Annotated in this window: 26 protein-coding genes, 1 pseudogene and 2 riboswitches; of the genes and pseudogenes, 13 read left to right on the plus strand and 14 right to left on the minus strand. The window is 31.9% G+C overall.

The features are described from left to right. Positions 1-29: 29 nt before the first annotated feature. Positions 30-165, minus strand: a riboswitch (FMN riboswitch). Between the two features lie 218 nt (positions 166-383). Beyond that, entirely contained in the window at positions 384-1,886 is a 1,503-nt protein-coding gene (locus AA076_RS09015) for an FAD/NAD(P)-binding protein (protein WP_001261681.1), read from the minus strand. Between the two features lie 522 nt (positions 1,887-2,408). On the opposite strand from AA076_RS09015, the gene AA076_RS09020 reads away from it, so the two are divergent. Genes AA076_RS09020 through arsC form a run of 3 tightly spaced genes read left to right on the plus strand, consistent with a single transcriptional unit; the run spans position 2,409 to position 4,428 of the window. After that, complete coding sequence (locus AA076_RS09020) at positions 2,409-2,723, plus strand: ArsR/SmtB family transcription factor (protein WP_000221179.1); 315 nt, start codon at positions 2,409-2,411, stop codon at positions 2,721-2,723. Then, positions 2,723-4,015, plus strand: a complete 1,293-nt coding sequence (gene arsB, locus AA076_RS09025; RefSeq protein WP_000989123.1) for an arsenite efflux transporter membrane subunit ArsB — start codon at positions 2,723-2,725, stop codon at positions 4,013-4,015. The genes AA076_RS09020 and arsB overlap by 1 nt, the downstream gene beginning before the upstream one ends. A 17-nt stretch (positions 4,016-4,032) precedes the next feature. Next, a complete protein-coding gene (arsC, locus tag AA076_RS09030) occupies positions 4,033-4,428 on the plus strand; it encodes an arsenate reductase (thioredoxin) (RefSeq protein WP_000163235.1) in 396 nt (131 codons plus the stop codon). Between the two features lie 294 nt (positions 4,429-4,722). Here the strand turns inward: arsC and sagB are convergent, their stop codons facing one another. Then, positions 4,723-5,577: a peptidoglycan release complex glucosaminidase SagB gene (sagB, locus tag AA076_RS09035; protein WP_001032833.1), complete on the minus strand. Its 855-nt coding sequence runs from the start codon at positions 5,575-5,577 to the stop codon at positions 4,723-4,725. A gap of 275 nt (positions 5,578-5,852) precedes the next feature. Then, positions 5,853-6,077, minus strand: a complete 225-nt coding sequence (locus AA076_RS09040; RefSeq protein WP_000384171.1) for a hypothetical protein — start codon at positions 6,075-6,077, stop codon at positions 5,853-5,855. A gap of 198 nt (positions 6,078-6,275) precedes the next feature. Here AA076_RS09040 and sigS point away from each other — a divergent pair, with 198 nt between their 5' ends. Together sigS and AA076_RS09050 are read left to right on the plus strand one after the other, a co-directional pair. Beyond that, on the plus strand, positions 6,276-6,746 hold the full coding sequence (gene sigS / locus AA076_RS09045) for an RNA polymerase sigma factor SigS (protein WP_000671063.1): 471 nt from the start codon (positions 6,276-6,278) through the stop codon (positions 6,744-6,746). A 112-nt stretch (positions 6,747-6,858) separates the two neighbouring features. Further along, a complete protein-coding gene (locus tag AA076_RS09050; RefSeq protein ID WP_001153742.1) occupies positions 6,859-7,302 on the plus strand; it encodes a competence protein ComK in 444 nt (147 codons plus the stop codon). Here AA076_RS09050 and AA076_RS09055 read toward each other — a convergent pair. Further along, positions 7,289-7,732, minus strand: a complete 444-nt coding sequence (locus AA076_RS09055) for a hypothetical protein (RefSeq protein WP_001030465.1) — start codon at positions 7,730-7,732, stop codon at positions 7,289-7,291. The two genes, AA076_RS09050 and AA076_RS09055, sit on opposite strands and share 14 nt — an antisense overlap. A 295-nt stretch (positions 7,733-8,027) precedes the next feature. On the opposite strand from AA076_RS09055, the gene sdpA reads away from it, so the two are divergent. After that, positions 8,028-8,663 (plus strand): CPBP family intramembrane glutamic endopeptidase SdpA, encoded by a 636-nt coding sequence (sdpA, locus tag AA076_RS09060; RefSeq protein WP_001168904.1) that lies wholly within the window; start codon positions 8,028-8,030, stop codon positions 8,661-8,663. A gap of 439 nt (positions 8,664-9,102) precedes the next feature. Here the strand turns inward: sdpA and AA076_RS09065 are convergent, their stop codons facing one another. After that, positions 9,103-9,816, minus strand: a complete 714-nt coding sequence (locus AA076_RS09065; protein WP_001096494.1) for a transaldolase — start codon at positions 9,814-9,816, stop codon at positions 9,103-9,105. A gap of 259 nt (positions 9,817-10,075) precedes the next feature. On the opposite strand from AA076_RS09065, the gene AA076_RS09070 reads away from it, so the two are divergent. The 4 genes and pseudogenes from AA076_RS09070 (at position 10,076) to AA076_RS15180 (ending at position 13,370) form a co-directional block, all read left to right on the plus strand. After that, the gene (locus AA076_RS09070) at positions 10,076-10,378 is read left to right on the plus strand and encodes a hypothetical protein (RefSeq protein WP_000091445.1); all 303 of its coding nucleotides are present in this window, start codon (positions 10,076-10,078) and stop codon (positions 10,376-10,378) included. Positions 10,379-10,633: 255 nt separating this feature from the next. Further along, on the plus strand, positions 10,634-10,999 hold the full coding sequence (gene crcB / locus AA076_RS09075) for a fluoride efflux transporter CrcB (protein ID WP_001200542.1): 366 nt from the start codon (positions 10,634-10,636) through the stop codon (positions 10,997-10,999). Beyond that, positions 10,996-11,349 carry a fluoride efflux transporter FluC gene (locus AA076_RS09080; protein WP_000623471.1) on the plus strand — a complete coding sequence of 118 codons (354 nt, stop codon included), beginning with the start codon at positions 10,996-10,998 and terminating at the stop codon, positions 11,347-11,349. The genes crcB and AA076_RS09080 overlap by 4 nt, the downstream gene beginning before the upstream one ends. A 396-nt stretch (positions 11,350-11,745) precedes the next feature. Continuing rightward, positions 11,746-13,370: pseudogene (locus AA076_RS15180) on the plus strand (IS1182 family transposase). Positions 13,371-13,432: 62 nt separating this feature from the next. Here AA076_RS15180 and AA076_RS09095 read toward each other — a convergent pair. From AA076_RS09095 to metK, 3 genes are all read right to left on the minus strand, one after another. Then, the gene (locus AA076_RS09095) at positions 13,433-14,266 is read right to left on the minus strand and encodes an aldo/keto reductase (protein ID WP_000453320.1); all 834 of its coding nucleotides are present in this window, start codon (positions 14,264-14,266) and stop codon (positions 13,433-13,435) included. A gap of 211 nt (positions 14,267-14,477) precedes the next feature. Further along, a complete protein-coding gene (locus AA076_RS09100; RefSeq protein ID WP_000366154.1) occupies positions 14,478-15,386 on the minus strand; it encodes a nuclease-related domain-containing protein in 909 nt (302 codons plus the stop codon). Positions 15,387-15,510: 124 nt separating this feature from the next. Continuing rightward, on the minus strand, positions 15,511-16,704 hold the full coding sequence (gene metK, locus AA076_RS09105; RefSeq protein WP_000933822.1) for a methionine adenosyltransferase: 1,194 nt from the start codon (positions 16,702-16,704) through the stop codon (positions 15,511-15,513). Between the two features lie 105 nt (positions 16,705-16,809). After that, positions 16,810-16,920, minus strand: a riboswitch (SAM riboswitch). Between the two features lie 154 nt (positions 16,921-17,074). On the opposite strand from metK, the gene pckA reads away from it, so the two are divergent. Further along, positions 17,075-18,667: a phosphoenolpyruvate carboxykinase (ATP) gene (pckA, locus tag AA076_RS09110; protein ID WP_000109906.1), complete on the plus strand. Its 1,593-nt coding sequence runs from the start codon at positions 17,075-17,077 to the stop codon at positions 18,665-18,667. Positions 18,668-18,802: 135 nt separating this feature from the next. Here pckA and tnpA read toward each other — a convergent pair whose 3' ends face one another. From tnpA to ytkD, 3 genes are all read right to left on the minus strand, one after another. Then, positions 18,803-19,288 carry an IS200/IS605 family transposase gene (gene tnpA / locus AA076_RS09115; RefSeq protein ID WP_000093392.1) on the minus strand — a complete coding sequence of 162 codons (486 nt, stop codon included), beginning with the start codon at positions 19,286-19,288 and terminating at the stop codon, positions 18,803-18,805. A gap of 374 nt (positions 19,289-19,662) precedes the next feature. Next, positions 19,663-20,409: an alpha/beta hydrolase family protein gene (locus AA076_RS09120; protein ID WP_002868962.1), complete on the minus strand. Its 747-nt coding sequence runs from the start codon at positions 20,407-20,409 to the stop codon at positions 19,663-19,665. 4 nt (positions 20,410-20,413) lie between these two features. Next, positions 20,414-20,887, minus strand: coding sequence for an RNA deprotection pyrophosphohydrolase (ytkD, locus tag AA076_RS09125; protein WP_000672014.1), 474 nt, complete (start codon positions 20,885-20,887; stop codon positions 20,414-20,416). A gap of 65 nt (positions 20,888-20,952) precedes the next feature. Between ytkD and yidD the strand changes: the two genes are divergently transcribed. After that, positions 20,953-21,210: a membrane protein insertion efficiency factor YidD gene (gene yidD / locus AA076_RS09130; RefSeq protein WP_000718107.1), complete on the plus strand. Its 258-nt coding sequence runs from the start codon at positions 20,953-20,955 to the stop codon at positions 21,208-21,210. Here yidD and menC read toward each other — a convergent pair. The 3 genes from menC to AA076_RS09145 all read right to left on the minus strand — a co-directional run bounded on the left by menC (position 21,207) and on the right by AA076_RS09145 (position 24,305). Beyond that, positions 21,207-22,208, minus strand: coding sequence for an o-succinylbenzoate synthase (gene menC, locus AA076_RS09135; RefSeq protein WP_000778523.1), 1,002 nt, complete (start codon positions 22,206-22,208; stop codon positions 21,207-21,209). The two genes, yidD and menC, sit on opposite strands and share 4 nt — an antisense overlap. A gap of 4 nt (positions 22,209-22,212) precedes the next feature. Next, the gene (gene menE, locus AA076_RS09140) at positions 22,213-23,691 is read right to left on the minus strand and encodes an o-succinylbenzoate--CoA ligase (RefSeq protein WP_000348360.1); all 1,479 of its coding nucleotides are present in this window, start codon (positions 23,689-23,691) and stop codon (positions 22,213-22,215) included. Between the two features lie 158 nt (positions 23,692-23,849). Beyond that, entirely contained in the window at positions 23,850-24,305 is a 456-nt protein-coding gene (locus AA076_RS09145) for a DUF4909 domain-containing protein (protein WP_011443643.1), read from the minus strand. Between the two features lie 302 nt (positions 24,306-24,607). On the opposite strand from AA076_RS09145, the gene AA076_RS09150 reads away from it, so the two are divergent. Beyond that, positions 24,608-25,258, plus strand: coding sequence for an excalibur calcium-binding domain-containing protein (locus AA076_RS09150; RefSeq protein WP_001795535.1), 651 nt, complete (start codon positions 24,608-24,610; stop codon positions 25,256-25,258). The last annotated feature ends 54 nt before the right edge of the window (positions 25,259-25,312 follow it).

Consider the following 25,312-nt stretch of genomic DNA (forward strand, 5'->3'; position numbering starts at 1 on the left):
ATACGCTACATTATCTTTGTCGATAATTAACATTCTTTCTCCCATCCAGACTTTAACTGTCGGCTCTAGAATCTCACTAGATCAGCCACTAATATGAAACATATTAGCAGGTCGCAGGCTTTATTTACTGCCGGTTGGGAATTTCACCCTGCCCCGAAAGAATTATATATGAAATTGTTATAGATTATTTGAGTACGTAGTATGTCAACTACATTTAAAATGATACTATATGTTTTCTGAAAAAACAATTAATGACGGTTTTAATTTAATATAATCTGAGTACTATAGGCATCTCATTGATATGATTCTTACTAACAGACATTAAAATCAAACCTTCAATTCGTCTCTATAGAGCGTTCTCTTTATTATCTTCTAGTTACAAATTATTGATTGTCACTGCGCTGTTGTTGCTCATTCGATTCTAAAGCATCATATAATTGAGATACTGTATGCGCAACTTGTTCTACAATCATTTTCACACCGTTTCGTAGTTTATTAACACCGTTTGTCATTTGACCTATCGCAATCATATTTGTTAATGTTCCAAACCTTGGACTAATAACTTGATTGGTTTCCGGAATGATTTGTATGCCTCCCATTGGGTGTGCTTGTACAATTTGTCTATTTTCAAGATTTCTAATTAATTGATCATCTTGATCCAATTCATTTAAATGACTTTTTGCACCTGTCGCGTTAATGACAACATTATATATGTCTACTGATTCTTGGTTTTTGTATGAAAAATAATACAACTTGCCATCATGTTTCACATCTTCTAAATCTTTTTTCAAAATTAAAGACTTATTTTCTATTAATTCAATAATTAGTTCAGCAGTTCTTGGAGGCATTGGATTTGAATTTAATTGAATCATCTTTGAGTATTTTTGATTAAATTGATGTTGGTCTTCAATACTTAAGCTATTCCATATCCAATTTAAATTCTCTTTCAAATGTTCAATCATACTTTGGAAAATGCCCATTTCTGTTGGACGCGCTAAATCATACTTCAAATCTGCAATATGATTTCCTGTACGTCTATGTACTAATTTTTTAAAATCAATGTCATATTCAGCACATTCTTTTAAAAATAAAGAAACTAAAGTATCAAGCGGTGCATTGCCGAAATGATGTTTTTTAATGTCATTTAATTTGTCTTTAGTTAAGTACTTGAATGTCACGTCTATCATTGTACCTCTTACACTTGGTAAATGAGCAGAACGACTCGTCATAGTAATTGGTAATTTTGGATGATGAGCAGCAACATAACGGACAACATCTAAACTGGCAAGGCCTGTACCAATAATCGCAATATCGTCCAGTTCATTTACTTCGTCTAACGTATTATATGTTGGATAAGGCGTAGCGATATATCCTTTTTTACCCTTTAAGTTATATGGATCATGGTAGGCAAATGTACCACATGTTAAAAATACATAATCGTACGCTTGCCATGATTGTCCTGAATTTGTAGTACATATGTAATAAGTTAAATTCGTTTCATCGATATTAGAATTTGTATAAATCTCTTGAACTTTATTATAATTAGTTGATATATTTGGATATTTTTTCGTGAACATAGATAAATAAGATTTCATATAATGTCCGAATACAAATCTCGGTAAATATGCAGGTTCATCAAAATTAAAATCAGTTTGTTGTTTATACCACTTCCAAAATTCAGTCTCATCATCTAAATTTAAACTCATCTTTTTCGAAGGCATATTAATTAGCAGCTCAGAACTATCATTTTGAAATGGTACGCCCTGTCCCATATTTACTTTATCATCGTATAAATCTATATCTAATTGATTAAACTTCGGGTGCTTAACTAACTCTCTCAATACACTTACACCAGCAGTTCCCATGCCTATTATTGCTACACGCATATATCATCCATCCTTTTGTAATTCAAAATATTATATTTAAACTATTACCTATAATTATAGCAATTTGGTATTTCCAATAAAATTTATTAAGGTAAGCTATTATTTCACTTTCACAACCATTAAACCATTTAAAACTTTTCATTTAATATCAACCTTAGTGTTTGTGTTAAAATATTTTTAACGAGGTGAATTAAATTGAAATTTATAGCAAAGATATTAATCTCATTAGTAATTCTATTTATGATTTTTAGTCGTAAAAACAAAGCTTCTTAATCAATACCCTTGATTACAAAATAAATTCAACTAAGGTGATTGGCCATACACTCAAGATATGGCTAATCACCTTTTTCAATGCAGAACAAAGAGTATATTTTGCAAAATCAATATCTATAATTTATCTTTAATACCCTTTTAATACTAAAACCAAATTTAAATTACATAGTCATATCGTGTAATATACCAAAGGAACATAGACATTCATCTATATAGATGATAATCTATTTAACGTCTAGGAGGTATGTTATGACGTATAAAGAACTAGCAACATTTTTAAAAGTTTTATCAGATTCAAGCAGATTAGAAATACTAGATTTACTTTCTTGTGGAGAGTTATGCGCTTGTGATTTGTTAGCACATTTTCAATTCTCTCAACCTACACTTAGCTATCATATGAAAGCATTAGTAAAAACCAACTTAGTTACGACACGAAAAATCGGAAATAAACATTTATACCAGCTCAATCATAATATTTTTGAGTCCGTAATTAATAACTTGTCTAAGGTTCATACCTCTAACCAACGATGTATTTGTCATAACCTTAAGACTGGTGAATGCTAATGATGACAACTTTAGCGACACTCATTTTTCTAGTAACTTTATTATTTGTATTATGGCAACCTAAAGGCCTAGATATTGGCATTACCGCACTAACTGGTGCCTTTATTGCTGTTATTACTGGTGTTGTAAGTTTTTCCGATGTTTTCGAAGTAACAGGTATTGTTTGGAATGCTACTTTGACTTTTGTCTCAGTCATTCTTATTTCATTAATATTAGATAAAGTTGGATTATTCGAATGGTCAGCTATTCACATGCTTCATGCTTCAAAAGGCAATGGTTTAAAAATGTTCGTTTATATCATATTATTGGGTGCCATTGTTGCTGCATTTTTCGCAAATGATGGCGCAGCGTTAATCTTAACGCCTATTGTATTAGCGATGGTTAAAAATATAGGTTTTAGTAAGCGGGCCATATTCCCTTTTATTATTGCGAGTGGTTTTATAGCTGACACAACTTCTTTACCTTTAATCGTGAGCAATCTAGTGAATATTATATCTGCTGATTATTTTCATGTAGGATTCGTTCGATATTTTAGTAGAATGATTATACCTAATTTATTCTCGCTTTTAGCAAGTATTATAGTATTGTGGTTATATTTTAGAAAAGCGATACCTAAAACGTTTGATGATAATAATATAAAGCATCCTAAAGATGCCATTAATGATTTAAAGCTATTTAAAATTTCATGGATTGTTCTAGTTATATTACTTTTCGGCTATCTAATCAGTAAATTTACTAAAATTCCGGTATCAATTTTCACTGGAATCATTGCTTTTATTTTTCTAATGTTGGCTCGTAAATCAAATGCTGTAAATATTAAGCAAGTCATTAAGGGCGCACCTTGGAATATAGTATTATTTTCAATTGGTATGTATATCGTCGTATTCGGCTTAAGAAATGCTGGCATTACTTTAATATTGGCTAAAATATTAGAATATATTTCCAATTACGGTCTATTTAGCACTATTTTGGGAATGGGCTTCATTTCAGCGTTTTTATCATCAATAATGAATAATATGCCTACAGTTTTAATAGATGCGATTGCTATTGGTCAATCAAATGTCCATGGCATGTTAAAAGAAGGCCTAATTTATGCGAATGTTATCGGTTCTGATTTAGGTCCAAAAATTACACCGATAGGCTCTTTAGCTACATTACTGTGGTTACACGTCTTAACACAAAAAGATGTTAAGATTTCTTGGGGCACATACTTTAAAACTGGTATCATCATTACAATTCCAGTACTATTTATAACCCTCATAGGGTTGTATCTAACACTTATCATATTTTAATTAATTAGGAGATTGTTATGACTAAAAAAACAATTTATTTTATATGTACAGGCAACTCATGTCGAAGTCAAATGGCTGAAGGTTGGGCTAAACAAATCTTAGCGGATGATTGGAATGTATATTCTGCTGGTATCGAAACACACGGTGTTAATCCCAAAGCGATAGAAGCTATGAAAGAAGTAGGCATTGATATATCAAATCATACATCAGATTTAATCGATAATAATATTATTAAAAATTCAAATTTAGTTGTTACATTATGTAGTGATGCAGACGTAAATTGCCCTTCTTTACCAACAAATGTTAAGAAAGAACATTGGGGATTTGATGATCCTGCAGGCAAGCCTTGGTCAGAGTTCCAACGTGTAAGAGATGAAATTAAAATCGCAATTGAAAATTTCAAATCACGATGAGAGTGGGACAGAAATGATAAAAAAACACTAATGATTTATTATGTAGTGGTTCTTTATCATTAGCTATAACTAATGTGTACTTAAAAATAGGAATACATGAGTAAAACTCATGCATAAGAAATACTAATTTCTAAAGAAAAAGTAATTCTTTATCGATGTCCTGCCCCACTTGCATTGGTGGGATTATCAATCAATGTGTTTTCTCTAATGCAAAAAGACGCTTTCTATCAAAACAAGATAGAAAGCGTCTTTTTAGTATGTCCGAGTCATAAAAACAACTCGTAGCTTATCAAATTACTTATTCAAATGTTTACTGTCATCTTTATACACAAAGTATTTGAAGTATTTTCCTTCAGTCTTCATGTTCTTATAAAAGTCAGCGATAATTGTTGCATTACTTTCTGCCCACTTAATATCTGTAGCATATTGATGTTCTCCTGGATTTTTTGGATTCCATCTCATACTATACAATGTATTTTGATCTGTGCTTGATAAGAAGTGCTTATGAATGAAATCAGCACCGCCTGAAATAGCTTTTTCAGGTGTATCCCAACCATGCTTTTTAGCATATTCTGCACCTGTTTTAATTGGGTCTTTATCAAGGGCTCCTACTCCATAGAAATTGTAGTACTTTTTGCCATCAATTTCGACTCCATTAGCTAATTCACTTTTAACTGCGCCAGTTTCTAATAATGCATGTGAAATTAAATAAACTTCGTTAACGTGCTTATCTTTAGCAGCTTTTAAGAAATCATCCGTATGTTTCAATAACGTTGGTCTATCTACTAACATACGTTTAATTCTATTTTTATCAATCCCTTGATACTTTGATAAATCTAAAAATTGATATTTTTGCTTTTCATTATCGATAAAAGTACCGCTATCCATTGCACTTTTAATTTCAGTTGCAGATGCATCTCTCCATGCATCATTCTTTTTATTTGATACCTGTTGACTCGTATAATTATTTATTTGTTTCTTTGCTGCATCGTTTAATGTAACATTTAACTTTTCAATCTTAATGTCGGATTTAACATGTTTGAAAAATATCTGATCGGATATCATTGAGAAAAATAAAAATGAGACAACAGCAAATATGACAACAAGTCCTATTATTCCAAAAATAGAACCTTTCTTGTGTTTATTCATATCCACACCTCTTAGGTCATTGTTGTTATACATTCAGTTTGACTACGATAATAAAGTTTAACATTATTAAAACCGTTTAACAATTTTATCTATGCATTGTTACATATTCATAAATAAACAGTAATGTAAATGAAACGTTTTAAACCATTTATCAACATTACTTTACGTTGATCTACGAATCATAAATGTTTTATCTTTTTGTATAACCTTTGAAAACCTTTATATCAATAATCTTATTATTCACGTATTAAAAAACAAAAAATTCTTTTGTTCGTTTACTTAGTTTCTTTTTTATAATCCATCATAATAAAACTTGCTGCATTTGATCTATTTTTATAATAGTACTGATTTAAATCAATCGTGCCTTCAATTTGACCATCACGATACATCATTTCATTAGTGAAGTTATTTATCATCACGAAATCAGCGCGATCTCTTATAACATCTAAATCGTCGTTTCGTGCAAAAAAATGTTCTAAATTTAAATGTGCGTAATCCATTGTTACCTCCCGATTACAAATTTTGTTCTATCTACTATTTAGCAAAGTAATAATACATCATATCACATTAAATTAATTACTTATGTCTTATATTTAACACTTAATTTAGCGATTACGCAAATGAATGATTTTTCTAAATATTTTATTCTAACTTTATCCGGAAATATTTGTTATACGTATAACTTGGAGAATGACTACTTGAAATTTAATGACGTATACAACAAACACCAGAAAATCATACACTATCTTTTAAAAAAATATAATATTAGCTATAATTATGATGAGTATTATCAACTACTCTTGATAAAAATGTGGCAATTGAGTCAGATATATAAACCCTCAAGCAAGCAATCTTTATCCTCTTTTTTATTCACTCGATTAAATTTTTACCTTATCGATTTATTCAGACAACAAAATCAATTAAAAGATGTCATTTTATGTGAGAATAATTCACCAACATTAACTGAACAACCAACATACTTTAATGAACATGACCTTCGTTTACAAGATATCTTCAAGCTTTTAAATCAAAGAGAAAGACTATGGCTCAAACTATACCTTGAAGGATACAAGCAATTTGAAATTGCTGAAATCATGTCATTATCGCTTTCAACGATTAAATTAATTAAGATGTCCGTTAAGCGTAAATGCCAACATAATTTTAATTAGTTTATTGTGAAATTTCGGTCGATGTGTTAATGATGTTGAAACACCCTAACATCTTCATATAAATTTATTTTAACCATTAAATTAACAACTTATTAAACGAGGAGTACTATATTTGCAAGACAATTCTACTAAATATCTACTTTATATCCAAACTGCTACTTCAAACCATCTCGAAACAAATTGTGTCTTTTTACATTGCGATTACATTCTTAAAGTTCCAATTAACAAACTCGTTTCATATTATGCGAAATTGCATTTATCATCACAAAGTGTGCTAATTGAGACTGCAAAAAACATACTAAATATTAATAAACTGGTTCCTATTTACATCAACCCAAAAACTATACTTTTTCCGTTAAAACATAAACGTGCACCGATACAAATTTATATCAATGCACATTATATTGTTGGTATGACTGCCATAGAGAATTCAACATTAATACATTTTCAAGAAGGCATTCAGCTAGAAGTTGATGAGCCATTTTCTCTAGTTTCAAAAAAATGTCATGAAAGTTTAGCTTTGAAGCACTTCATTGAAAATACTATTTCGAATTAAATTTAATTTCTAAAAGTTTCTTAGTAAAGTATGATGTCACAATTTTTATAAAATATATGCTAGCAAACATTAATAAAATCGCTCCAATAATTGTTAAAATAACAACAGTTGTAGATAAATCTACCTTAGGACTAACGAAAAATTGTACGCCAGATAGACTTGTAATTAGCCCAAATAAAAACAAACCTAATAAAGCAACATAAGCAAACATCATCACTACTAATGTAACAAACATACTATAACTTTTTGTTTCTTTATTTCGAAATACATTTTGTCTTAAGTAAGCATTAGCAAAGGTAACAGGCTTATTTAAGTTAACGCTGTCATCATCAGATATAGAAGACAATCGTTGATCTAATGCTTGTTTCTCCTTCTTGTTCAAAAACCATAATTGCTTTTTAACTTTTTTATCAAATGATGCTTTATTCATAATTAAGGATTTCTCTCCTTTATAATATTGACGTAATTTTAAACATTAGCGTCAATTGAAAGTGTATTTTATATATTTTACAGAAATATATGTATCAAATCTACAAAAATCCATATTACAATTTCATTTATGGTGATTTGACGCTAAAATACAGTCTGCTAATTTTTCAAACTAATGCTTTTTAGGTAGGTACAATGATAAATTTTAATCGTAAATATGTTTCATATATTATGAATCTAGCCTTAATCATATTGCATTCAAAATAATTTTAAAAAATGAAAAGAAAGGATTTAGCATGCAAAAATTCAAAGACTTTTTTTACGATGATTTATCGGTTACACGAGGAAATTATTTTTTAACTTTAATGGCAGCATTTTTTATTACTATCATTTTATTTATCGGCATAGTTGTCAGTGAAGTACATTTACTTTATAGCATGCTAATTGTATTAGTAGGTTTAATTCTATTGAGGCTATTCAAAATCAATTTATTCTCTTTTAAAAAATTAACATTGTCTCAAGTTATTTATATTATAGGCGGTGCACTATTAATTTATGGGTTAGATAATCTTTATTTATATTTTCATGACGTACCGGCAAATGAACAACAATTAGAGCAAGCAATACGAAATACACCATTCTATATTTCTATTTTCACTGTTACCATCATCCCCGCTATTGTGGAAGAAATTGTTTTTCGCGGTATGATAATAAGGGTTATCTTCAGAAAACACTTGTTTTTAGGGTTAATTGTGTCTAGTTTAGTTTTTGCATCATTACACGAATCTGACACTTGGATTGGTTATTTACCTTACTTATATTCTGGTTTGATTTTTGGCCTAATTTATATAAAAACAAAACGATTAGAAGTTGTAATATTCATGCACTTCTTAAATAACTTGTTAGCTCTGCTCTTTATAATATGGAGATAATTTTGAGATAACCTTTCATATTATTTTCAAATTATCTATCTGATATTTATTTTATTGAACTTGAGTCACCACTTAAACTCAAAAATACGTGTCATCAAGTGCAAAATAATTTAGAACTAATACAAACATAAAAACTTTTACTTTACGCTTAAAATCAAAAGTCACATACCTAGATATAAGTACAACTTGTATATTTTGTACTCTAATAGGTATGTGGCTTAAATAATATTTAATTCTTGAGTTGCATATAGTAACTGTTTTTATTCATTTTCTAAAATATGCAAGACTAATTTCCTTTTCTACTCCTGTTGAATCAATTTAGACTTTTTTATAACTCGAGCTTTTACTTAGCTGAATTTTGACTTCTTCTTCATTAATAACTATGATGGAAAAACCCCCATAAGCACAATGCCTATGAGGGTTTAAATATATTTATATATTATAGAATAGAAAGACCTGAAGATTGAATATCTTTCGCAAAGCCTTTAACTGTATCTACTGATAATTCGTTAATATCGCGACCTAAGTTTGTATTCACTTTTTTCACAACATCTGCTGGGCATGTAATAATATCTGCACCAATTTCATCAGCTTGAATCACATTGAATAATTCGCGGCAACTTGCCCATAATAATTTAACGCCGTCTTTACTATGCGTAACTTTTACAGCCTCTTTCATTAATGGTAATGGATCTACGCCTGTATCTGCAATACGTCCTGCAAATACTGAAACATATGTTGGCACACCTTCAGTTACTGCTTCAGTTATTTCTTTAACTTGTTCAATTGTGTAAACAGCCGTAACGTTTAATCTCACATTGTCAGCTGAAAGTTTTTTAATTAAAGGAATCGTTGATTCACCTTTTGTATTTACAATAGGAATTTTAACAAATACATTTTCGCCATATTGTTTTAAAATTGCTGCTTCTTTTTCCATAGTTTCTAAATCGTCTGCAAATACTTCAAATGAAATTGAAGCATCTGGAATTTCTTTCACAGCTTCTTCAGCAAAAGCTTTGTAATCTGTTACGCCCGCTTTAGCCATTAAACTAGGATTTGTTGTAAAACCATCCACTTGTTTGTTTTTATAAGCTGCTTTCATTTCTTCAATATCTGCACCGTCCGCAAATACTTCTACATTTAGTTTAGCCATATAATATAGCCTCCTTGATTCTTATTAAAATTTTAACAACATCTGCATGTCTTTTTCTTACAACCATTTGTAAAAAATGATTTTTATTTCTTTGTTATATAAAACATTTATATCACGCTTTTATAATATATAGCTAATTTTTTGCCTATATTTTTTAAAAATGACTTTAGCAAACATTGTGTCTACAAGTTAATAAAACTATTGTTTTATGATTGTTTATGATACGATATGTAAATGATAATCATCCAGGAGGTCTAGCATGTCTCGTTCAAAAAAATACTTTTACTTATCTAGCTTAATGATTATTTTAAGCTTTTTCTTTAATACAAATAACGTTTTCCTAAGTGGACTTTTTAATTCTTTTATTAAATTAATACTTTTCTGCAGTGTTATTAACTCAATTGTACTAATTTTGTCTATAATTTTTGCAGATCGTTCAATTAAATCACTAAAGCCTGATGCAGATTGGATTAGAATTGCGAGTAAAAGTTTGCCTTGGATTATTCTAATTGTTATTTTAGTACATATCTTTTCAATTGTTCGTACATTCGGTTTTATTTAAAAAAGTTAATATGTCATTGTAGCCTTAATACAAAACAATACAATGTATCATGCTATAATGAGTAAAACAATTTGATAACGTTGTTGCGTATAAAAAATATTAGATTTTCGAAATCATAACTATGCATCTAATCGCTATAGTTATACAACAAGATATAACATATAATGAGGTTTGATAATGCATCGACAATTTTTGTCGTCGCGTTGCCAAAACCTCTTTTTTAAATTCAAACTACTTCTTTTCGAGGTGAACCAAATGCAATATGTATATATTTTTATCGGTGGTGCTTTAGGCGCTTTATTACGTTACCTCATTTCTTTTCTGAATACTGACGGAGGTTTTCCAATCGGAACACTGATAGCCAATTTGACTGGTGCCTTTGTAATGGGATTGCTAACAGCCTTAACAATTGCATTTTTTTCAAACCATCCGACCCTAAAAAAAGCTATTACGACTGGTTTTCTTGGTGCTTTAACGACTTTTTCAACATTTCAATTAGAATTAATACATATGTTTGATCATCAACAATTTATAACTTTACTACTATATGCTGTAACAAGTTATGTCTTTGGTATTTTGTTATGTTACGTCGGTATAAAACTAGGTGGTGGTTTATCATGATATCAATCATTTTAGTCATGATTGGCGGCGGTTTTGGCGCAATTGCTAGAAGTGCCATTACTGATTATTTTAATCATAAATTTACTTCAAAGTTACCTATCGCAACATTGATAGTAAATCTAGTTGGTAGTTTTTTAATTGGATTAACTATAGGCTTATCAATTTCAATCTCATGGTTCCCTGCGTTCTTTGTTACCGGTTTTTTAGGTGGCTTAACAACTTTCTCAACGTTAGCCAAAGAACTTACACTAATGATGACGCCAAAATTTAATATTAACCTTTTTCTCAATTATTCACTTTTACAATTCATCATTGGATTTATAGCTTGTTATATTGGCTATCATATTTAAAAATAAAATGCTTCATTCAGCAAATAGGTAAATTACGACACCTTCCTGAACGAAGCATTTTTTAATTTTCATGCAAATTTTTAAGCACCATATAATGCCTACCAAATTTCAATAATCTTTGTTGCCGTTTAAATAATGTGAATGTCAATAAATTCTCCAAACTAGTCGAAAATAAAGGGAGTGGGACATAAATCCCTAAAAAAACAGCAGTAAGATAATTTTCAATTAGAAAATATCTTACTGCTGTTCTCTATTTATACAATACTTCGTATTGAATGGCTTCGCTTTCCTAGGGTGCCGTCTCAGCCTCGGTCTTCGACTGGCACTGCTCCCTCAGGAGTCTCGCCATTAATACTACGTATTAACATGTAATTTTACTTTTACATACTTTAAAAAATAAGACACTTTGCCCAACTTACACTACCAATAGAAACCTCTGTTAGAATTCCTCAAAATGATATTTCGCGATATGTTAATGAAATTGTTGAAACGATACCTGATAGCGAATTCGATGAATTCAGACATCATCGTGGCGCAACATCCTATCATCCAAAAATGATGTTAAAAATCATCTTATATGCATATACTCAATCTGTATTTTCTGGTCGAAGAATAGAGAAATTACTTCATGACAGTATTCGAATGATGTGGTTAGCTCAAAATCAAACACCTTCTTATAAAACTATTAATCGTTTTAGAGTGAATCCTAATACTGATGCGTTAATTGAATCTTTATTTATTCAGTTCCATAGTCAATGTTTAAAGCAAAATCTTATTGATAATAATTCAATTTTTATTGATGGTACAAAAGTAGAAGCTAATGCCAATAGATATACATTTGTGTGGAAGAAAAGTATTCAAAATCACGAATCGAAATTGAACGAAAATTCAAAAGCATTATATCGTGACTTAGTTGAAGAAAAAATAATACCAGAGATAAAAGAAGATGGAGATAGCGATTTAACAATAGAAGAAATAGATTTAATTGGTAGTCATTTAGATAAAGAAATCGAAGATTTAAATCATTCTATTGAGAACGAAGATTGTGCTCAAATTAGAAAACAGACCCGTAAAAAAAGAACTGAGATTAAGAAGTTCAAAAAGAAATTTGATGATTATTCCGAAAGAAAAAATAAATATGAAGAACAAAAATCGATTCTTAAAGATAGAAATAGTTTTTCTAAAACTGATCATGATGCAACTTTTATGAGAATGAAGGAAGACCATATGAAAAATGGCCAACTTAAGCCAGGATACAATTTACAAATAGCGACAAATTCTCAATTTGTTTTATCCTATGACCTATTTCAAAACCCGACAGATACTAGAACTTTAATTCCATTTTTAACAATGATTCAAAATACCTTCGGTTATTTGTAGCTGATGCAGGTTATGGTAGTGAGCAAAACTATATGGCCATTATAGATGATTTTAATAAAACGCCACTTATTACGTATGGCATGTTTATTAAAGATAAAACTAGAAAGTTTAAAAGTGACATTTTCGACACTCAAAATTGGAAATATGACGAACTTAATGATGAATTTATATGTCCTAATAACAAAAGAATAGGTTTTAAAAGATATGCATACCGTAATGATAGATATGGTTTTAAACGAGACTTCAAACTATATGAATGCGATGACTGTTCAGCATGTTCTTTGAGGCAACAATGCATGAAACCAAATTCAAAATCCAATAAGAAAATCATGAAGAATTATAATTGGGAATACTTTAAAGTCCAAATTAATCAAAAGCTTTCTGAACCAGAAACGAAAAAAATCTATAGTCAAAGAAAAATTGATGTAGAGCCTGTTTTTGGATTTATGAAGGCTATTTTGGGTTTAACTCGAACGTCAGTTCGAGGAATAAATAAAGTTAAACGAGAGCTAGGTTTTGTATTAATGGCACTTAATATAAGGAAAATAGCAGCTCAACGAGCTGTACATTATAAAATACATATCAAAAAAGCTGATTTCTATCAAATAATTAATAGAAATCAGCTTTTTTACATTGCCTAAGAACTTAATGTCCCAAGCCCTGACAATTCATCTAACCTTTTCATCAGTTGAGCGATTTTAATCTAGCCTTCAAATTTTTTTGGATCAGGTCCAATTCTCTTATCTTGATTTAAACCATCAATTCGCGTCATTTGTTCATCTGATAATTCGAAATCAAATATTTGGAAATTTTCAGAGATTCTGTTTGGTGTCACCGATTTAGGGATTGTAACCACAGCATGCTGCACATTCCATCTTAAAACAACTTGGGCAGGTGACTTTCCTAATTCTTGAGCAATGTCTTTAATTGTCTCATCATTTAAAATTTGTGCATTCATCAATGGTGACCAAGATTCCATCACGATACGTTGTGCTGCCAAATATAATTTCAATTTATGTTGGGTTAAATATGGATGATATTCAACTTGATTAATTACAGGTTTAATTGACACTTGTGCCAACAAAGCTTCCAAATGTTCAGGTTCAAAATTGCTGACACCTATATTTTTAACATTATTATTTTTATATAAATCTTCCATACCTTTCCATGTATCAACCATTACGGCTTCGTTCGTACCTGGCCAATGTACTAGATACAAATCTAAGTATTTTAAACCTAATCTAGATAAACTAGCTTCGTAAGCAGCTGCTACATTTTCACGACCGAAATCCTCAAAATATAATTTTGAAGTAATAAATAAGTCTTCTCTAGCAATACCAGTTGACTCCAATCCGGCACGAATGCCAGCACCTACTTGTTCTTCATTCCCATAAACTTTTGCGGTATCAATACTACGATATCCTTGTTCAATGGCATACTTAACACTTTCCATGCAATTTTCATCATTTTCCACACGAAATGTCCCTAAACCAATTTGTGGCATCGTGTTTCCATTATAAAATGTTTTAACCTCCATAAATATCGCCTCACCTTTTTGATGTATTATACCCTGTTATCATAACAAATCTGAGTTGAATACATGAGAAAAAACACTTAGAGCAATCAACCACTAAAATTCTAGTAATATCTCTCAAATATTAATCAAATTGTAAAAGTAATTCTGTTTAATTTATGACAAACTAAAAAAGCCGAAGTAACAACATATAGTCATCACTTCAGCCTAACATTTAATTGAATGATTCAATTTTATCCATCATTTGTTGTAAGTCTTCCACGTTGTATTGAATACGACCATGGAATACAAATTTGTTAAAGAACTCGTCTAATTGTTCAGCACCGACAAGCACTTTGACAGCACTATTTTGATTATAATTTGAAATCGTTACATCGCCTTCATTTTTAAGATTAAAGTATAAAATTGAAGTTGGTGTATATTTGGCACCTAATTCTTTTTGTAAGTCTTCAGCCAATTGTTTAATCGCCTCAATTTGATCTGAATAATTTACAAATGATAATGAACGTTTGTCATCATTTTGATCCATCACAATAGTTTGCGGTCTAGATTTATCTAAATCCAATGTATCAAATACTTGTTCCATTGGTGGTAAATCTTTAAATTGACCGCCACTAATACCATTATAAACATGACCTTTTAACAATTGAGAATCAATAATATAAAGACCAGTTCTTGTTAATACTAAATGACTAATTCGTTCAATATTATTAAAGCCATCCTTTGGTAAAAAGATATTTGCCATAATGTGCATATCTTCTGGTCGAATTCGTTTTTCTTTAACTAATCTTTCACGAATACCAATTAATCTCATGTCCGTTACATATTCACTATGATTTTTCGAGAACAATTTTAATGCGTCAATCTCACGATCTTTTGTACTAACCATGTGATTATAATCTTCTTGTTGTTTTGTAATTGTCTTTTTATTTTGAATACGCTCTTTCTCTAAAGCTTCTTCATGAGACTTTTTAATGTTTTGTTCTTGTTGTTCATACTTTTCTTCTGTTTGTCGCTTAACTTTTTTCTTACTACCTAAGGCAACTAAAAAAAGGACAAAAAAGATTAATGCAATGACTACTGCAATAATGAGTCCAATGACTATCGGTGAAGATAAATCCATCACAACAACGCTCCTTTTTAATATATGAATAACTTTAATTATAATAGAAAAGCTAAAGATTTTCGATACATATTATCATTTATATACCGAAAATCTTTTATTTAGCTATATTCAATTCATCTTATTATTTTACTGCGTCTTTTAATTCTTCCACTTTGTCTAATTTTTCCCATGGGAATAAGACATCTGTACGTCCAAAATGACCATAAGCAGCAGTTTGTTTGTAAATCGGTTGTTTCAAATCAAGCATTTTAATAATACCTGCAGGTCTTAGGTCAAAGTGTTTTCTAACTGCTTCGACAAGTTGCCCTTCAGAAACTTTACCTGTTCCAAATGTATCAATTGCAATTGACACTGGTTCTGCAACACCAATCGCATATGCCAATTGTACTTCACATTGATCTGCTAAACCTGCTGCAACAATATTTTTAGCCACATAACGTGCAGCGTATGCAGCTGAACGGTCTACTTTTGTAGGATCCTTACCACTGAAGCATCCGCCACCATGACGTGCATAGCCACCGTACGTATCAACAATGATTTTACGTCCTGTTAATCCTGCATCACCTTGAGGTCCACCGATTACAAAGCGTCCTGTAGGATTGATGTAGAATTTAGTTTGTTCATTAATCAAGTTTTCTGGAACAGTTGGATAAATGACATGTGCTTTAATGTCTTCTTGAATTTGTTCAAGTGTCACATCCTCAGCATGTTGTGTTGATACGACAATCGTATCAATACGTACTGGGTTATCATTTTCATCATATTCAACAGTGACCTGAACTTTACCGTCTGGTCGTAAATAATTTAACGTACCATCTTTACGCACATCTGATAAACGTTTTGCCAATTGATGTGATAAATAAATTGCTAGAGGCATATACGTCTCTGTTTCATTCGTTGCGTAACCAAACATTAAACCTTGGTCACCTGCACCTGTTGCTTCAATTTCTTCTTCGCTATCTTTATCACGATACTCTAATGCTTTATCCACGCCTTGTGCAATGTCAGGTGATTGTTCATCAATCGCAGTTAAAATTGCCATTGTTTCATAATCATAACCATATTTTGCTCTTGTGTATCCAATTTCTTTAATTGTTTCTCTAACAACTTTCGGAATATCAACATATGTTGTTGTAGAAATTTCGCCGGCGATCAATGCCATACCTGTTGTAACAGTTGTTTCACAAGCTACACGTGCATTTGGATCGTCTTTTAAAATAGCATCTAATATTGCATCTGACACTTGGTCAGCGATTTTATCTGGGTGTCCTTCTGTAACAGACTCTGAAGTAAATAATCGTTTGTTATTTAACATAGTTTGCTCCTTTAAATTTATATTACGAAAATTCTCTCTCTGTGAGCTAAATAAAAAAGACCTTCTAACTATTAATATAGAGAGAAGGCCTAATACGTCCATTCGCTCTTATCGTTCAGACCTATTTGTCTGCAAACGGTTTGGCACCTTTCTTTTATAAAAAAGAGGTTGCTGGGTTTCATTGGGTCCATGTCCCTCCACCACTCAGGATAAGAGAATCCGTTAAAAATAATAGTACCTAATTAATGAATTAATGTCAATTTTTCACAAATAAATTTACAGTAAAATATTGTAGATTAATTATGTTAATGTGTTATACTAATTAAATGTAAAGGCTTACATTTAAATTATCGCTTTGGAGGGATTTAGGATGTCAGTAGACACATACACTGAAACAACTAAAATTGACAAATTACTGAAAAAACCAACGTCACATTTTCAACTTTCGACGACACAACTTTATAATAAAATCTTAGACAATAACGAAGGGGTATTAACAGAACTTGGTGCTGTTAATGCAAGTACTGGAAAATATACTGGTCGTTCGCCTAAAGACAAATTTTTTGTCTCTGAACCTTCATATAGAGATAACATTGATTGGGGAGAAATTAATCAACCTATCGATGAAGAAACTTTCTTGAAGTTATACCATAAAGTACTAGACTATTTAGATAAAAAAGATGAACTATACGTATTTAAAGGCTACGCTGGTAGCGATAAAGATACAATGTTAAAACTTACAGTCATCAATGAATTAGCATGGCATAATTTATTTGCTAAAAATATGTTTATTAGACCTGAATCAAAAGAAGAAGCTACAAAGATTAAACCTAACTTCACTATCGTTTCTGCACCACATTTTAAAGCAGATCCAGAAGTTGATGGTACTAAATCTGAAACCTTTGTCATTATTTCATTTAAACACAAAGTCATTTTAATCGGCGGTACTGAATACGCTGGTGAAATGAAAAAAGGTATCTTCTCTGTAATGAATTATCTCTTACCGATGCAAGATATTATGAGCATGCATTGCTCAGCAAACGTTGGTGAAAAAGGCGATGTTGCATTATTCTTTGGTCTATCTGGCACTGGTAAAACAACCTTATCGGCTGACCCACACCGTAAACTAATCGGTGATGATGAACACGGCTGGAATAAAAACGGGGTCTTTAATATCGAAGGTGGCTGCTATGCAAAAGCAATTAATCTTTCCAAAGAAAAAGAACCACAGATTTTTGACGCAATCAAATATGGTGCAATTTTAGAGAACACTGTAGTTGCAGAAGATGGTTCAGTGGACTTTGAAGACAATCGTTATACAGAAAACACGCGTGCCGCTTATCCAATTAATCACATTGACAATATTGTAGTACCATCTAAAGCAGCACATCCAAATACAATTATTTTCTTAACTGCGGATGCATTTGGTGTTATTCCACCGATTTCAAAGTTAAATAAAGACCAAGCAATGTATCATTTCTTGAGTGGTTTCACTTCTAAATTAGCTGGTACAGAGCGTGGTGTGACAGAACCTGAACCATCATTCTCAACATGTTTCGGAGCACCGTTCTTCCCGTTACACCCTACTGTTTACGCTGATCTATTAGGTGAACTTATCGATTTACATGATGTTGATGTTTATCTTGTTAATACTGGATGGACTGGCGGAAAATATGGTGTAGGACGTAGAATCAGCTTACATTACACACGTCAAATGGTAAACCAAGCGATTTCTGGCAAATTGAAAAATGCAGAATATACAAAAGATAGTACGTTTGGTTTAAGCATTCCTGTAGAAATTGAAGATGTACCGAAAACAATTTTAAATCCAATTAATGCTTGGAGCGACAAAGAGAAATATAAAGCACAAGCAGAAGATTTAATTCAACGTTTTGAAAAGAACTTCGAAAAATTTGGTGAAAAAGTTGAACATATTGCTGAAAAAGGTAGCTTCAACAAATAAATTTGAATACTAAATCAAAACCACCCGTGTGAACGGGTGGTTTGTTCTGCGGCTATAAGCCTTCCTTACTGGCCAGCCCTAAAAGGGCACTGACAAGTCAGCCAACTGCACTACTATTCCAGCAACCCTAAAGGGTTACTCTTTTTTCTTTCTTTTTTTATTTTTCTCTCCAGTGAAAGGATCTAAATATTCTTCCATTGAGATTTGGTCTGCAACGATATCCTCTTGTAATTGATTACGAATATAATTTTCAATCACTTTTTTATTTCTACCTACTGTATCCACATAAAATCCTTTACACCAAAACTTTCTATTTCCATATCTATACTTTAAGTTAGCATGTCTATCAAATATCATTAAACTACTTTTTCCTTTTAAATAGCCAACAAATGATGATACCCCAAGTTTGGGTGGTATACTAACTAACATATGGATATGATCTTTACATGCCTCTGCTTCAATTATCTCTACACCTTTTCTTTCACATAATTGACGCAATATAATCCCTATATCTTTTTTTATTTTTCCATATATCACTTGTCTTCTGTATTTAGGTGCAAAGACAATATGATACTTACAATTCCATTTTGTATGTGCTAAACTGTTTGTGTCAGATGACATTAAATAGCATCTCCTCGTGTTGATTATTTTGGTTGGCTGACCAATATTTATTCTAGCACGTAGAGATGCATTTTTTGTGACAATGGTAGAACCTTTTCTGAACCATACGCATAGCGTATGGTTTTCTTTTTACAATTAAAGAGCCAACCGTTGTTATAGTCTAACAATGGTTGGCTCCTCTTATTTTATGTGCTAAAAATTTATAGGCAATTTTATTACAACAATGTACATTTAAGGTGACCTTCATGCCAAAATCGCATCACTCATTTAATGGAAGCAGCACGTCTTCATATAAAGTACCGATCCCTAATTCAACGCATGTAGTACCACATCTTCAAAGCTTGATAGTTCCCATGCGCACACCACGTTTCATACTAGCTATGCGACTCAACTTGGTTCATAAACTCTTTAATATAAGTCAATGTTTCAACCATCGCTGGTGGTCTTGGCACATGTCCTTCTGCCATTTGATAAAATGTTTCATGCGTGGCACCTTTTAACTCTAGTTGGTCCGCTAAATAATACGCATGATGAATACCAACTTGCTGGTCTTTCCCTCCATGTACAATTAATATTGGCGGACTGTTTTCATTAATGTTTGGAATCGCTTGGCGTGCCTCATATGCCGCTCGATCTTTTTTCGGATGACCAATCATTCTTCGTAGCATGCCTCTTAAATCGACACGTTCTTCATACATTAAATCAATATCTGAGACACCACCCCAGATTGTATAACTTGTTACTGGTAAGTCTTGAAATGTCAACAATCCTTGTAAACCACCTCGCGAAAAACCAACCATGTGGATAAATGCATGTGGATATTTATCATGTAGCAACCTTAATAATTGCGTCACATCATTTAAATCGCCACGGTAAAATTCGTCTTTGCCTTCACTCCCATTGTTACCTCGGTAGTATGGCCCAATCACTAAAGTTTGACTATCTGAAAATTGCATTAATCTACCTGCGCGCACACGTCCTACTTGACCTTTGCCACCTCGCAAATAAACTACAATGCGATTTACTTCATGATGTGGTGTCATCATTAAAGCTTTTACTTGTAAGTCATCTGACAAATATGTAATTTCTTCGAATTGATGCGTAAAATATTCAATTGGCATTCGTTTACGTTTGATAAAACCCAAGTGATTGCACCCTCTCTACGCATTTTAAAATGGTACTATCTTGCAGTAAGAAACTCCGTTGTGCGAGTTCAATATCATTGATACAGTTAAACAACACTGGCCCTGCTGTTTCTAAATAATCGTTCTTGCTTACCAATGATTCAACTTCGATAAAATATACATCTTTTACAAAATCAGTTTGATCATGTGTTTCAATGGTATATTGTGCTATGTAATAAATATTTTTAACTTTGGCGCCTGTTTCTTCATATAATTCACGTGTAACTGCTTCAGCACTACTTTCCCCGCGTTCCCTTTTACCACCAGGAAATTCAATCCCCCGTAAATTATGTTTGGTAAAAAGCAATTGATTTTTAAACGTTGGAATAGCTAGCACATGATTGCCATCTGCTATCTCATTATCCTTTTTAAATGTCAAATTAACTTGACGATTATCTTTATCCCTAAACTTCACGCGCATCACATCCCTACATTGTATGTTAATATAATAGTTAATTACTATCGTTGGAGGCATTAATTATGAAAAAGATATTCTTGGCGATGATTCATTTTTATCAACGTTTCATTTCGCCACTCACTCCACCAACTTGTCGTTTTTATCCAACATGTTCAGAGTACACTAGAGAAGCGATTCAATACCACGGTGCTTTCAAAGGCCTTTATTTAGGTATCCGTCGTATTTTAAAATGTCATCCGCTTCATAAAGGCGGCTTTGACCCTGTTCCGTTAAAAAAAGACAAGTCAGCAAGCAAGCATTCACATAAACATAACCATTAATATGGTTGTAATTGAGTTATATCCACTAAAGGGGGGCGAAATTCGAGTCGCCCCTCTTTTAATATGCCTGAATGCGCCACCACATCTTGTTCAAAATAATAACCTGCTGGTGTAACATCTCCTGGATAATCACCTTTACGAGCAAGCATCGCTGTAAAATAGCGGCTTAAACCATATTCGTACATGCCGCCAATAACCACTTTTGCACCATGACTTTTCAAAGTATCAATTGCCGTTTGCACTTTATCAATGCCACCTAGACGAAATGGTTTTAATACAACAACTTTCACATTGTATAATTCTATCAAATTAATTATGTCCAACAACGATGTTGCCTTTTCATCAAGGGCTATTGGAGGTATTGTTCCATCCGCTACTTCATCAAGCATGGAGATATCTTTAAATGGCTCTTCGATATAAAGAACCTGTTCACGCGCTAATAACTGTAACTGTGTGAAATCTTGACGATCCAAGGACTCATTTGCATCTATAACCAATTGAAAGTGAAAGTCTAATTCCCGTAACACTCTAATTTGATGCATGATTTGAGGCGTCCATTTTAATTTAATTCTGGTCGGCTTTGTTGCTTTTAATGACTCTAGTTGTTTATTTGATAAGCCGCTCGCTGTCGCTCCATATGCTACTGAAAATGAAGGCAGTACATGAAACATTTGATACAATGCCATGACAATAGTTGCCCTTGCAGCAGGCGTATTTTCCAATGAATCTACTAATTTTAGTGCTGCTTCATACGTTTCAAATGATTTATTTCTATTATCTTCGAACCATTGCTCAATTACATGTTTCACTGAGGCAATTGTTTCATGATCATACCAATCTGTTTGAAAAGCGTTACATTCCCCGAAATATGCATTTCCTTTGTCATCAATCAATTCGATAAACAAACAATCACGATGCGTTAAAGTGACTTTCGGTGTTACAATTTGTGACTTAAATGGCTCACTATATTTATAAAAATGCAAAGCTGTCAACTTCATCAAATCATCCTCTATACAACTTATTTCTTTGTAATTTACCTGTTGATGTATAAGGTAAAGTATCAACCTTTTCAAAGTGTTTCGGTACTTTATATTTCGCTAAATGTTGTGATAAATATGCAATCAATTGTGCCTTTGAAATGTCACTTTCACTGACAAAATATAATTTAGGCACTTGGCCCCAAGTATCATCAGGATGCCCTACACATACTGCGTCACTGATACCTGGAAATTGCTTCGCTACCGTTTCAATTTGATATGGATAAATATTTTCACCGCCACTAATAATTAAATCTTTACGTCGGTCATAAATCATGACATAACCTTCATGATCTATTTCAGCAATGTCACCCGTATTAAAATAACCATTTTCAAACGTACCCGTTAAATCTGTTGGATACAAATATACATTCATCACATTGGCGCCTTTAATCATTAATTCTCCATGACCTTCTTTATTAGGATTTTTAATTTTTACGTCAACATTGGCACTTGGCATCCCTACAGTGTCAGGACGTGCATGCAACATTTCCGGTGTTGCTGTTAAAAATTGCGAACATGTCTCAGTCATACCAAATGAATTATAAATTGGCAGGTTATATTGTAATGCCGTCTCTATCATAGTGGCAGATAATTTAGCACCGCCGAGTAATATTTTTTGTAAATTATAAGGTTCATGTAAACCTTGTTGCATAAGCCAATTTAAAGTTTGTGGCACAAGCGAAATGTGCGTGATTCGTTCATTTTTAATCATCGTTAAAATTTGTTCGGCATTGAATTTATCAACAATGCGCACAGTAAAACCTTCAATAACAGCTCTTAAAAGTACACTGAGACCCGAAATATGATAAATCGGCAAGACAGATAGCCAATTAGTGTCACGATCAAATCCCAAGCTCTCTTTACATCCGATTGCACTGGCATAATGATTACGAAACGTTTGTGGCACCGCTTTTTGAGGGCCCGTTGTCCCTGATGTAAACATAATCGATGCAATGTCATCTAAATTAAATGATGTATTTAATATGTTGGACGGCGACTCTTTCGGCACCACAGTTTCATTCGATGTTTCATATTGGATACCCATTGTGTTGTCCAACAAACTGTTCGTTGTAATATCCCTTCCAGCGAATTCAATATCATCCAGCGATACAATTTGAAACCCTCGTAATTCCAGTGGCAAGGTACAAAAAATCAATTGTACATCGATTGACTTCATCTGATTCGTCATCTCATTAGGTGTCAACCTTGTATTAATCATCGCAATTTCAATATTTGCCAACCAACATGCATGTATTAAAATGATCGATTGAATCGAATTATCTATGTATAGCCCAACACGAGATTGTTGATAAGCCTTGAGTCTTTTAGCCAATAGACTCGCTTCACAGTATAAATTTTGATAAGTATAAGATTCTTGACCGTCTGTTATCGCAATATGATGTCCATTTTGTTGTGCTTGTTTATATAACCAAAAGTCCATGCGTTATTCCTCCAAAATCATTTACATTATAATTATAACGATTTTATGACATTCTAGCAGTGGTTATGTTTAAAAATATAAAAAAGTAGACGAATTGATGCATTGATATGATTGTTATAATGCTCAATACATATCGTTATATCATTCGTCTACTATTATCAGTTATTTTTATTTAATTTTAGTGTCATTCTGTCATTTTGATGTGGTGATTTACCCATTGTTGCCACATCATCTGCAATGTCAATTGGTATACGGTTCATGTCTTGTAATGCACTTAAATGGAATACTTCATCATCTAAATTTTCAATGAGATATACATAATATGTTACCTTGTCCTTTTTATATTTTAACGTTTTCCAAAAGTCCGGCTTGCAATTCAATACATTATCCGGAATATATTCAATAAATAAGTAACGTTTGCTGCCTACTTTGTCTATGAAATATTTTGCAGTGCCTTTTTCTATACCTCTTATATGTGCATAGTCTGCTGAAAAGTAAATACTACCTATTGTTTCATTATGTTGTTGTATTTCAAATCGTTGGCCTACTATTTTATTATTTGTGCTACAACTACTTAAAAAAATCAGTAGATATAGCATTAAACATATTTTCATCCCCTTGAATTTTAAAAACTTTTTCAAAAGCAACACCTCTAAAAATAAATACAATATATTATAGCAAATAGAAATTATTATTTTGTTAAATTATGTTGTCATGTTCGTGTCATTTTGAGTCGTAATACAACTTTACAATTATTAAATTAACACTTCTACAATCCAAAAATATTTTTAAAGTTTTGAAAAAAATTAAAGTATTTCCACTACTAATTTGGTAAAATATGATTATGTGATATAGTGAAAGCGTTTTACACTTAATAACTCCCTCTTAAATGCATCCAGGTTTTATGTAGTAAATCATGAAAATAACATATAAATATAGAGGAGATTTACCTTTGAATACAGAGAACAACAAGAATCAAAACCAATCTGTTAAAAATTCTGAAAGACGCGGCATGTTAAAAGGATGCGGCGGTTGCCTTATTTCTTTTATTTTATTAATAATCTTATTATCAGCCTGTTCAATGATGTTTAGTAATAATGACAATTCCACTAATAATCAATCATCAAAAACGCAATTAACTCAAAAAGATGAAAATAAAAATGAAGATAAGCCTGAGGAAAAATCAGAAACAGCAACAGATGAGGATTTACAATCAACCGAAGAAGTACCTGCAAATGAAAATACTGAAAATAATCAACATGAAATTGATGAAATAACAACAAAAGATCAATCAGACGATGATATTAACACACCAAACGTTGCAGAAGATAAATCACAAGACGACTTGAAAGATGATTTAAAAGAAAAGCAACAATCAAGTAACCATCATCAATCCACGCAACCTAAGACCTCACCATCAACTGAAACAAACACGCAACAATCATTTGCTAATTGTAAGCAACTTAGACAAGTATATCCGAATGGTGTCACTGCCGATCATCCAGCATATCGACCACATTTAGATAGAGATAAAGATAAACGTGCATGTGAACCTGATAAATATTAAACAACAAGCGAATTGAATTCAAATTGTATTTAGCTTTATGCACTAATCACATAG

Origin of the sequence: Staphylococcus aureus, from assembly GCF_001027105.1 — a bacterium.
Lineage (GTDB): Bacteria > Bacillota > Bacilli > Staphylococcales > Staphylococcaceae > Staphylococcus > Staphylococcus aureus.

Excerpts from the sequence above, each read along its gene's own strand:
- AA076_RS09015 (WP_001261681.1), bottom strand. The coding sequence starts at position 1,886 with ATGCGTGTAGCAATAATAGGCATGGGAACTGCTGGTGTAAGTGTATTG.
- AA076_RS09020 (WP_000221179.1), top strand. The coding sequence starts at position 2,409 with ATGACGTATAAAGAACTAGCAACATTTTTAAAAGTTTTATCAGATTCA.
- arsB (WP_000989123.1), top strand. The coding sequence starts at position 2,723 with ATGATGACAACTTTAGCGACACTCATTTTTCTAGTAACTTTATTATTT.
- arsC (WP_000163235.1), top strand. The coding sequence starts at position 4,033 with ATGACTAAAAAAACAATTTATTTTATATGTACAGGCAACTCATGTCGA.
- sagB (WP_001032833.1), bottom strand. The coding sequence starts at position 5,577 with ATGAATAAACACAAGAAAGGTTCTATTTTTGGAATAATAGGACTTGTT.
- AA076_RS09040 (WP_000384171.1), bottom strand. The coding sequence starts at position 6,077 with ATGGATTACGCACATTTAAATTTAGAACATTTTTTTGCACGAAACGAC.
- AA076_RS09055 (WP_001030465.1), bottom strand. The coding sequence starts at position 7,732 with ATGAATAAAGCATCATTTGATAAAAAAGTTAAAAAGCAATTATGGTTT.
- sdpA (WP_001168904.1), top strand. The coding sequence starts at position 8,028 with ATGCAAAAATTCAAAGACTTTTTTTACGATGATTTATCGGTTACACGA.
- AA076_RS09065 (WP_001096494.1), bottom strand. The coding sequence starts at position 9,816 with ATGGCTAAACTAAATGTAGAAGTATTTGCGGACGGTGCAGATATTGAA.
- AA076_RS09070 (WP_000091445.1), top strand. The coding sequence starts at position 10,076 with ATGTCTCGTTCAAAAAAATACTTTTACTTATCTAGCTTAATGATTATT.
- crcB (WP_001200542.1), top strand. The coding sequence starts at position 10,634 with ATGCAATATGTATATATTTTTATCGGTGGTGCTTTAGGCGCTTTATTA.
- AA076_RS09080 (WP_000623471.1), top strand. The coding sequence starts at position 10,996 with ATGATATCAATCATTTTAGTCATGATTGGCGGCGGTTTTGGCGCAATT.
- AA076_RS09095 (WP_000453320.1), bottom strand. The coding sequence starts at position 14,266 with ATGGAGGTTAAAACATTTTATAATGGAAACACGATGCCACAAATTGGT.
- AA076_RS09100 (WP_000366154.1), bottom strand. The coding sequence starts at position 15,386 with ATGGATTTATCTTCACCGATAGTCATTGGACTCATTATTGCAGTAGTC.
- metK (WP_000933822.1), bottom strand. The coding sequence starts at position 16,704 with ATGTTAAATAACAAACGATTATTTACTTCAGAGTCTGTTACAGAAGGA.
- pckA (WP_000109906.1), top strand. The coding sequence starts at position 17,075 with ATGTCAGTAGACACATACACTGAAACAACTAAAATTGACAAATTACTG.
- tnpA (WP_000093392.1), bottom strand. The coding sequence starts at position 19,288 with ATGTCATCTGACACAAACAGTTTAGCACATACAAAATGGAATTGTAAG.
- AA076_RS09120 (WP_002868962.1), bottom strand. The coding sequence starts at position 20,409 with ATGCCAATTGAATATTTTACGCATCAATTCGAAGAAATTACATATTTG.
- yidD (WP_000718107.1), top strand. The coding sequence starts at position 20,953 with ATGAAAAAGATATTCTTGGCGATGATTCATTTTTATCAACGTTTCATT.
- menC (WP_000778523.1), bottom strand. The coding sequence starts at position 22,208 with ATGAAGTTGACAGCTTTGCATTTTTATAAATATAGTGAGCCATTTAAG.
- menE (WP_000348360.1), bottom strand. The coding sequence starts at position 23,691 with ATGGACTTTTGGTTATATAAACAAGCACAACAAAATGGACATCATATT.
- AA076_RS09145 (WP_011443643.1), bottom strand. The coding sequence starts at position 24,305 with ATGAAAATATGTTTAATGCTATATCTACTGATTTTTTTAAGTAGTTGT.
- AA076_RS09150 (WP_001795535.1), top strand. The coding sequence starts at position 24,608 with ATGAAAATAACATATAAATATAGAGGAGATTTACCTTTGAATACAGAG.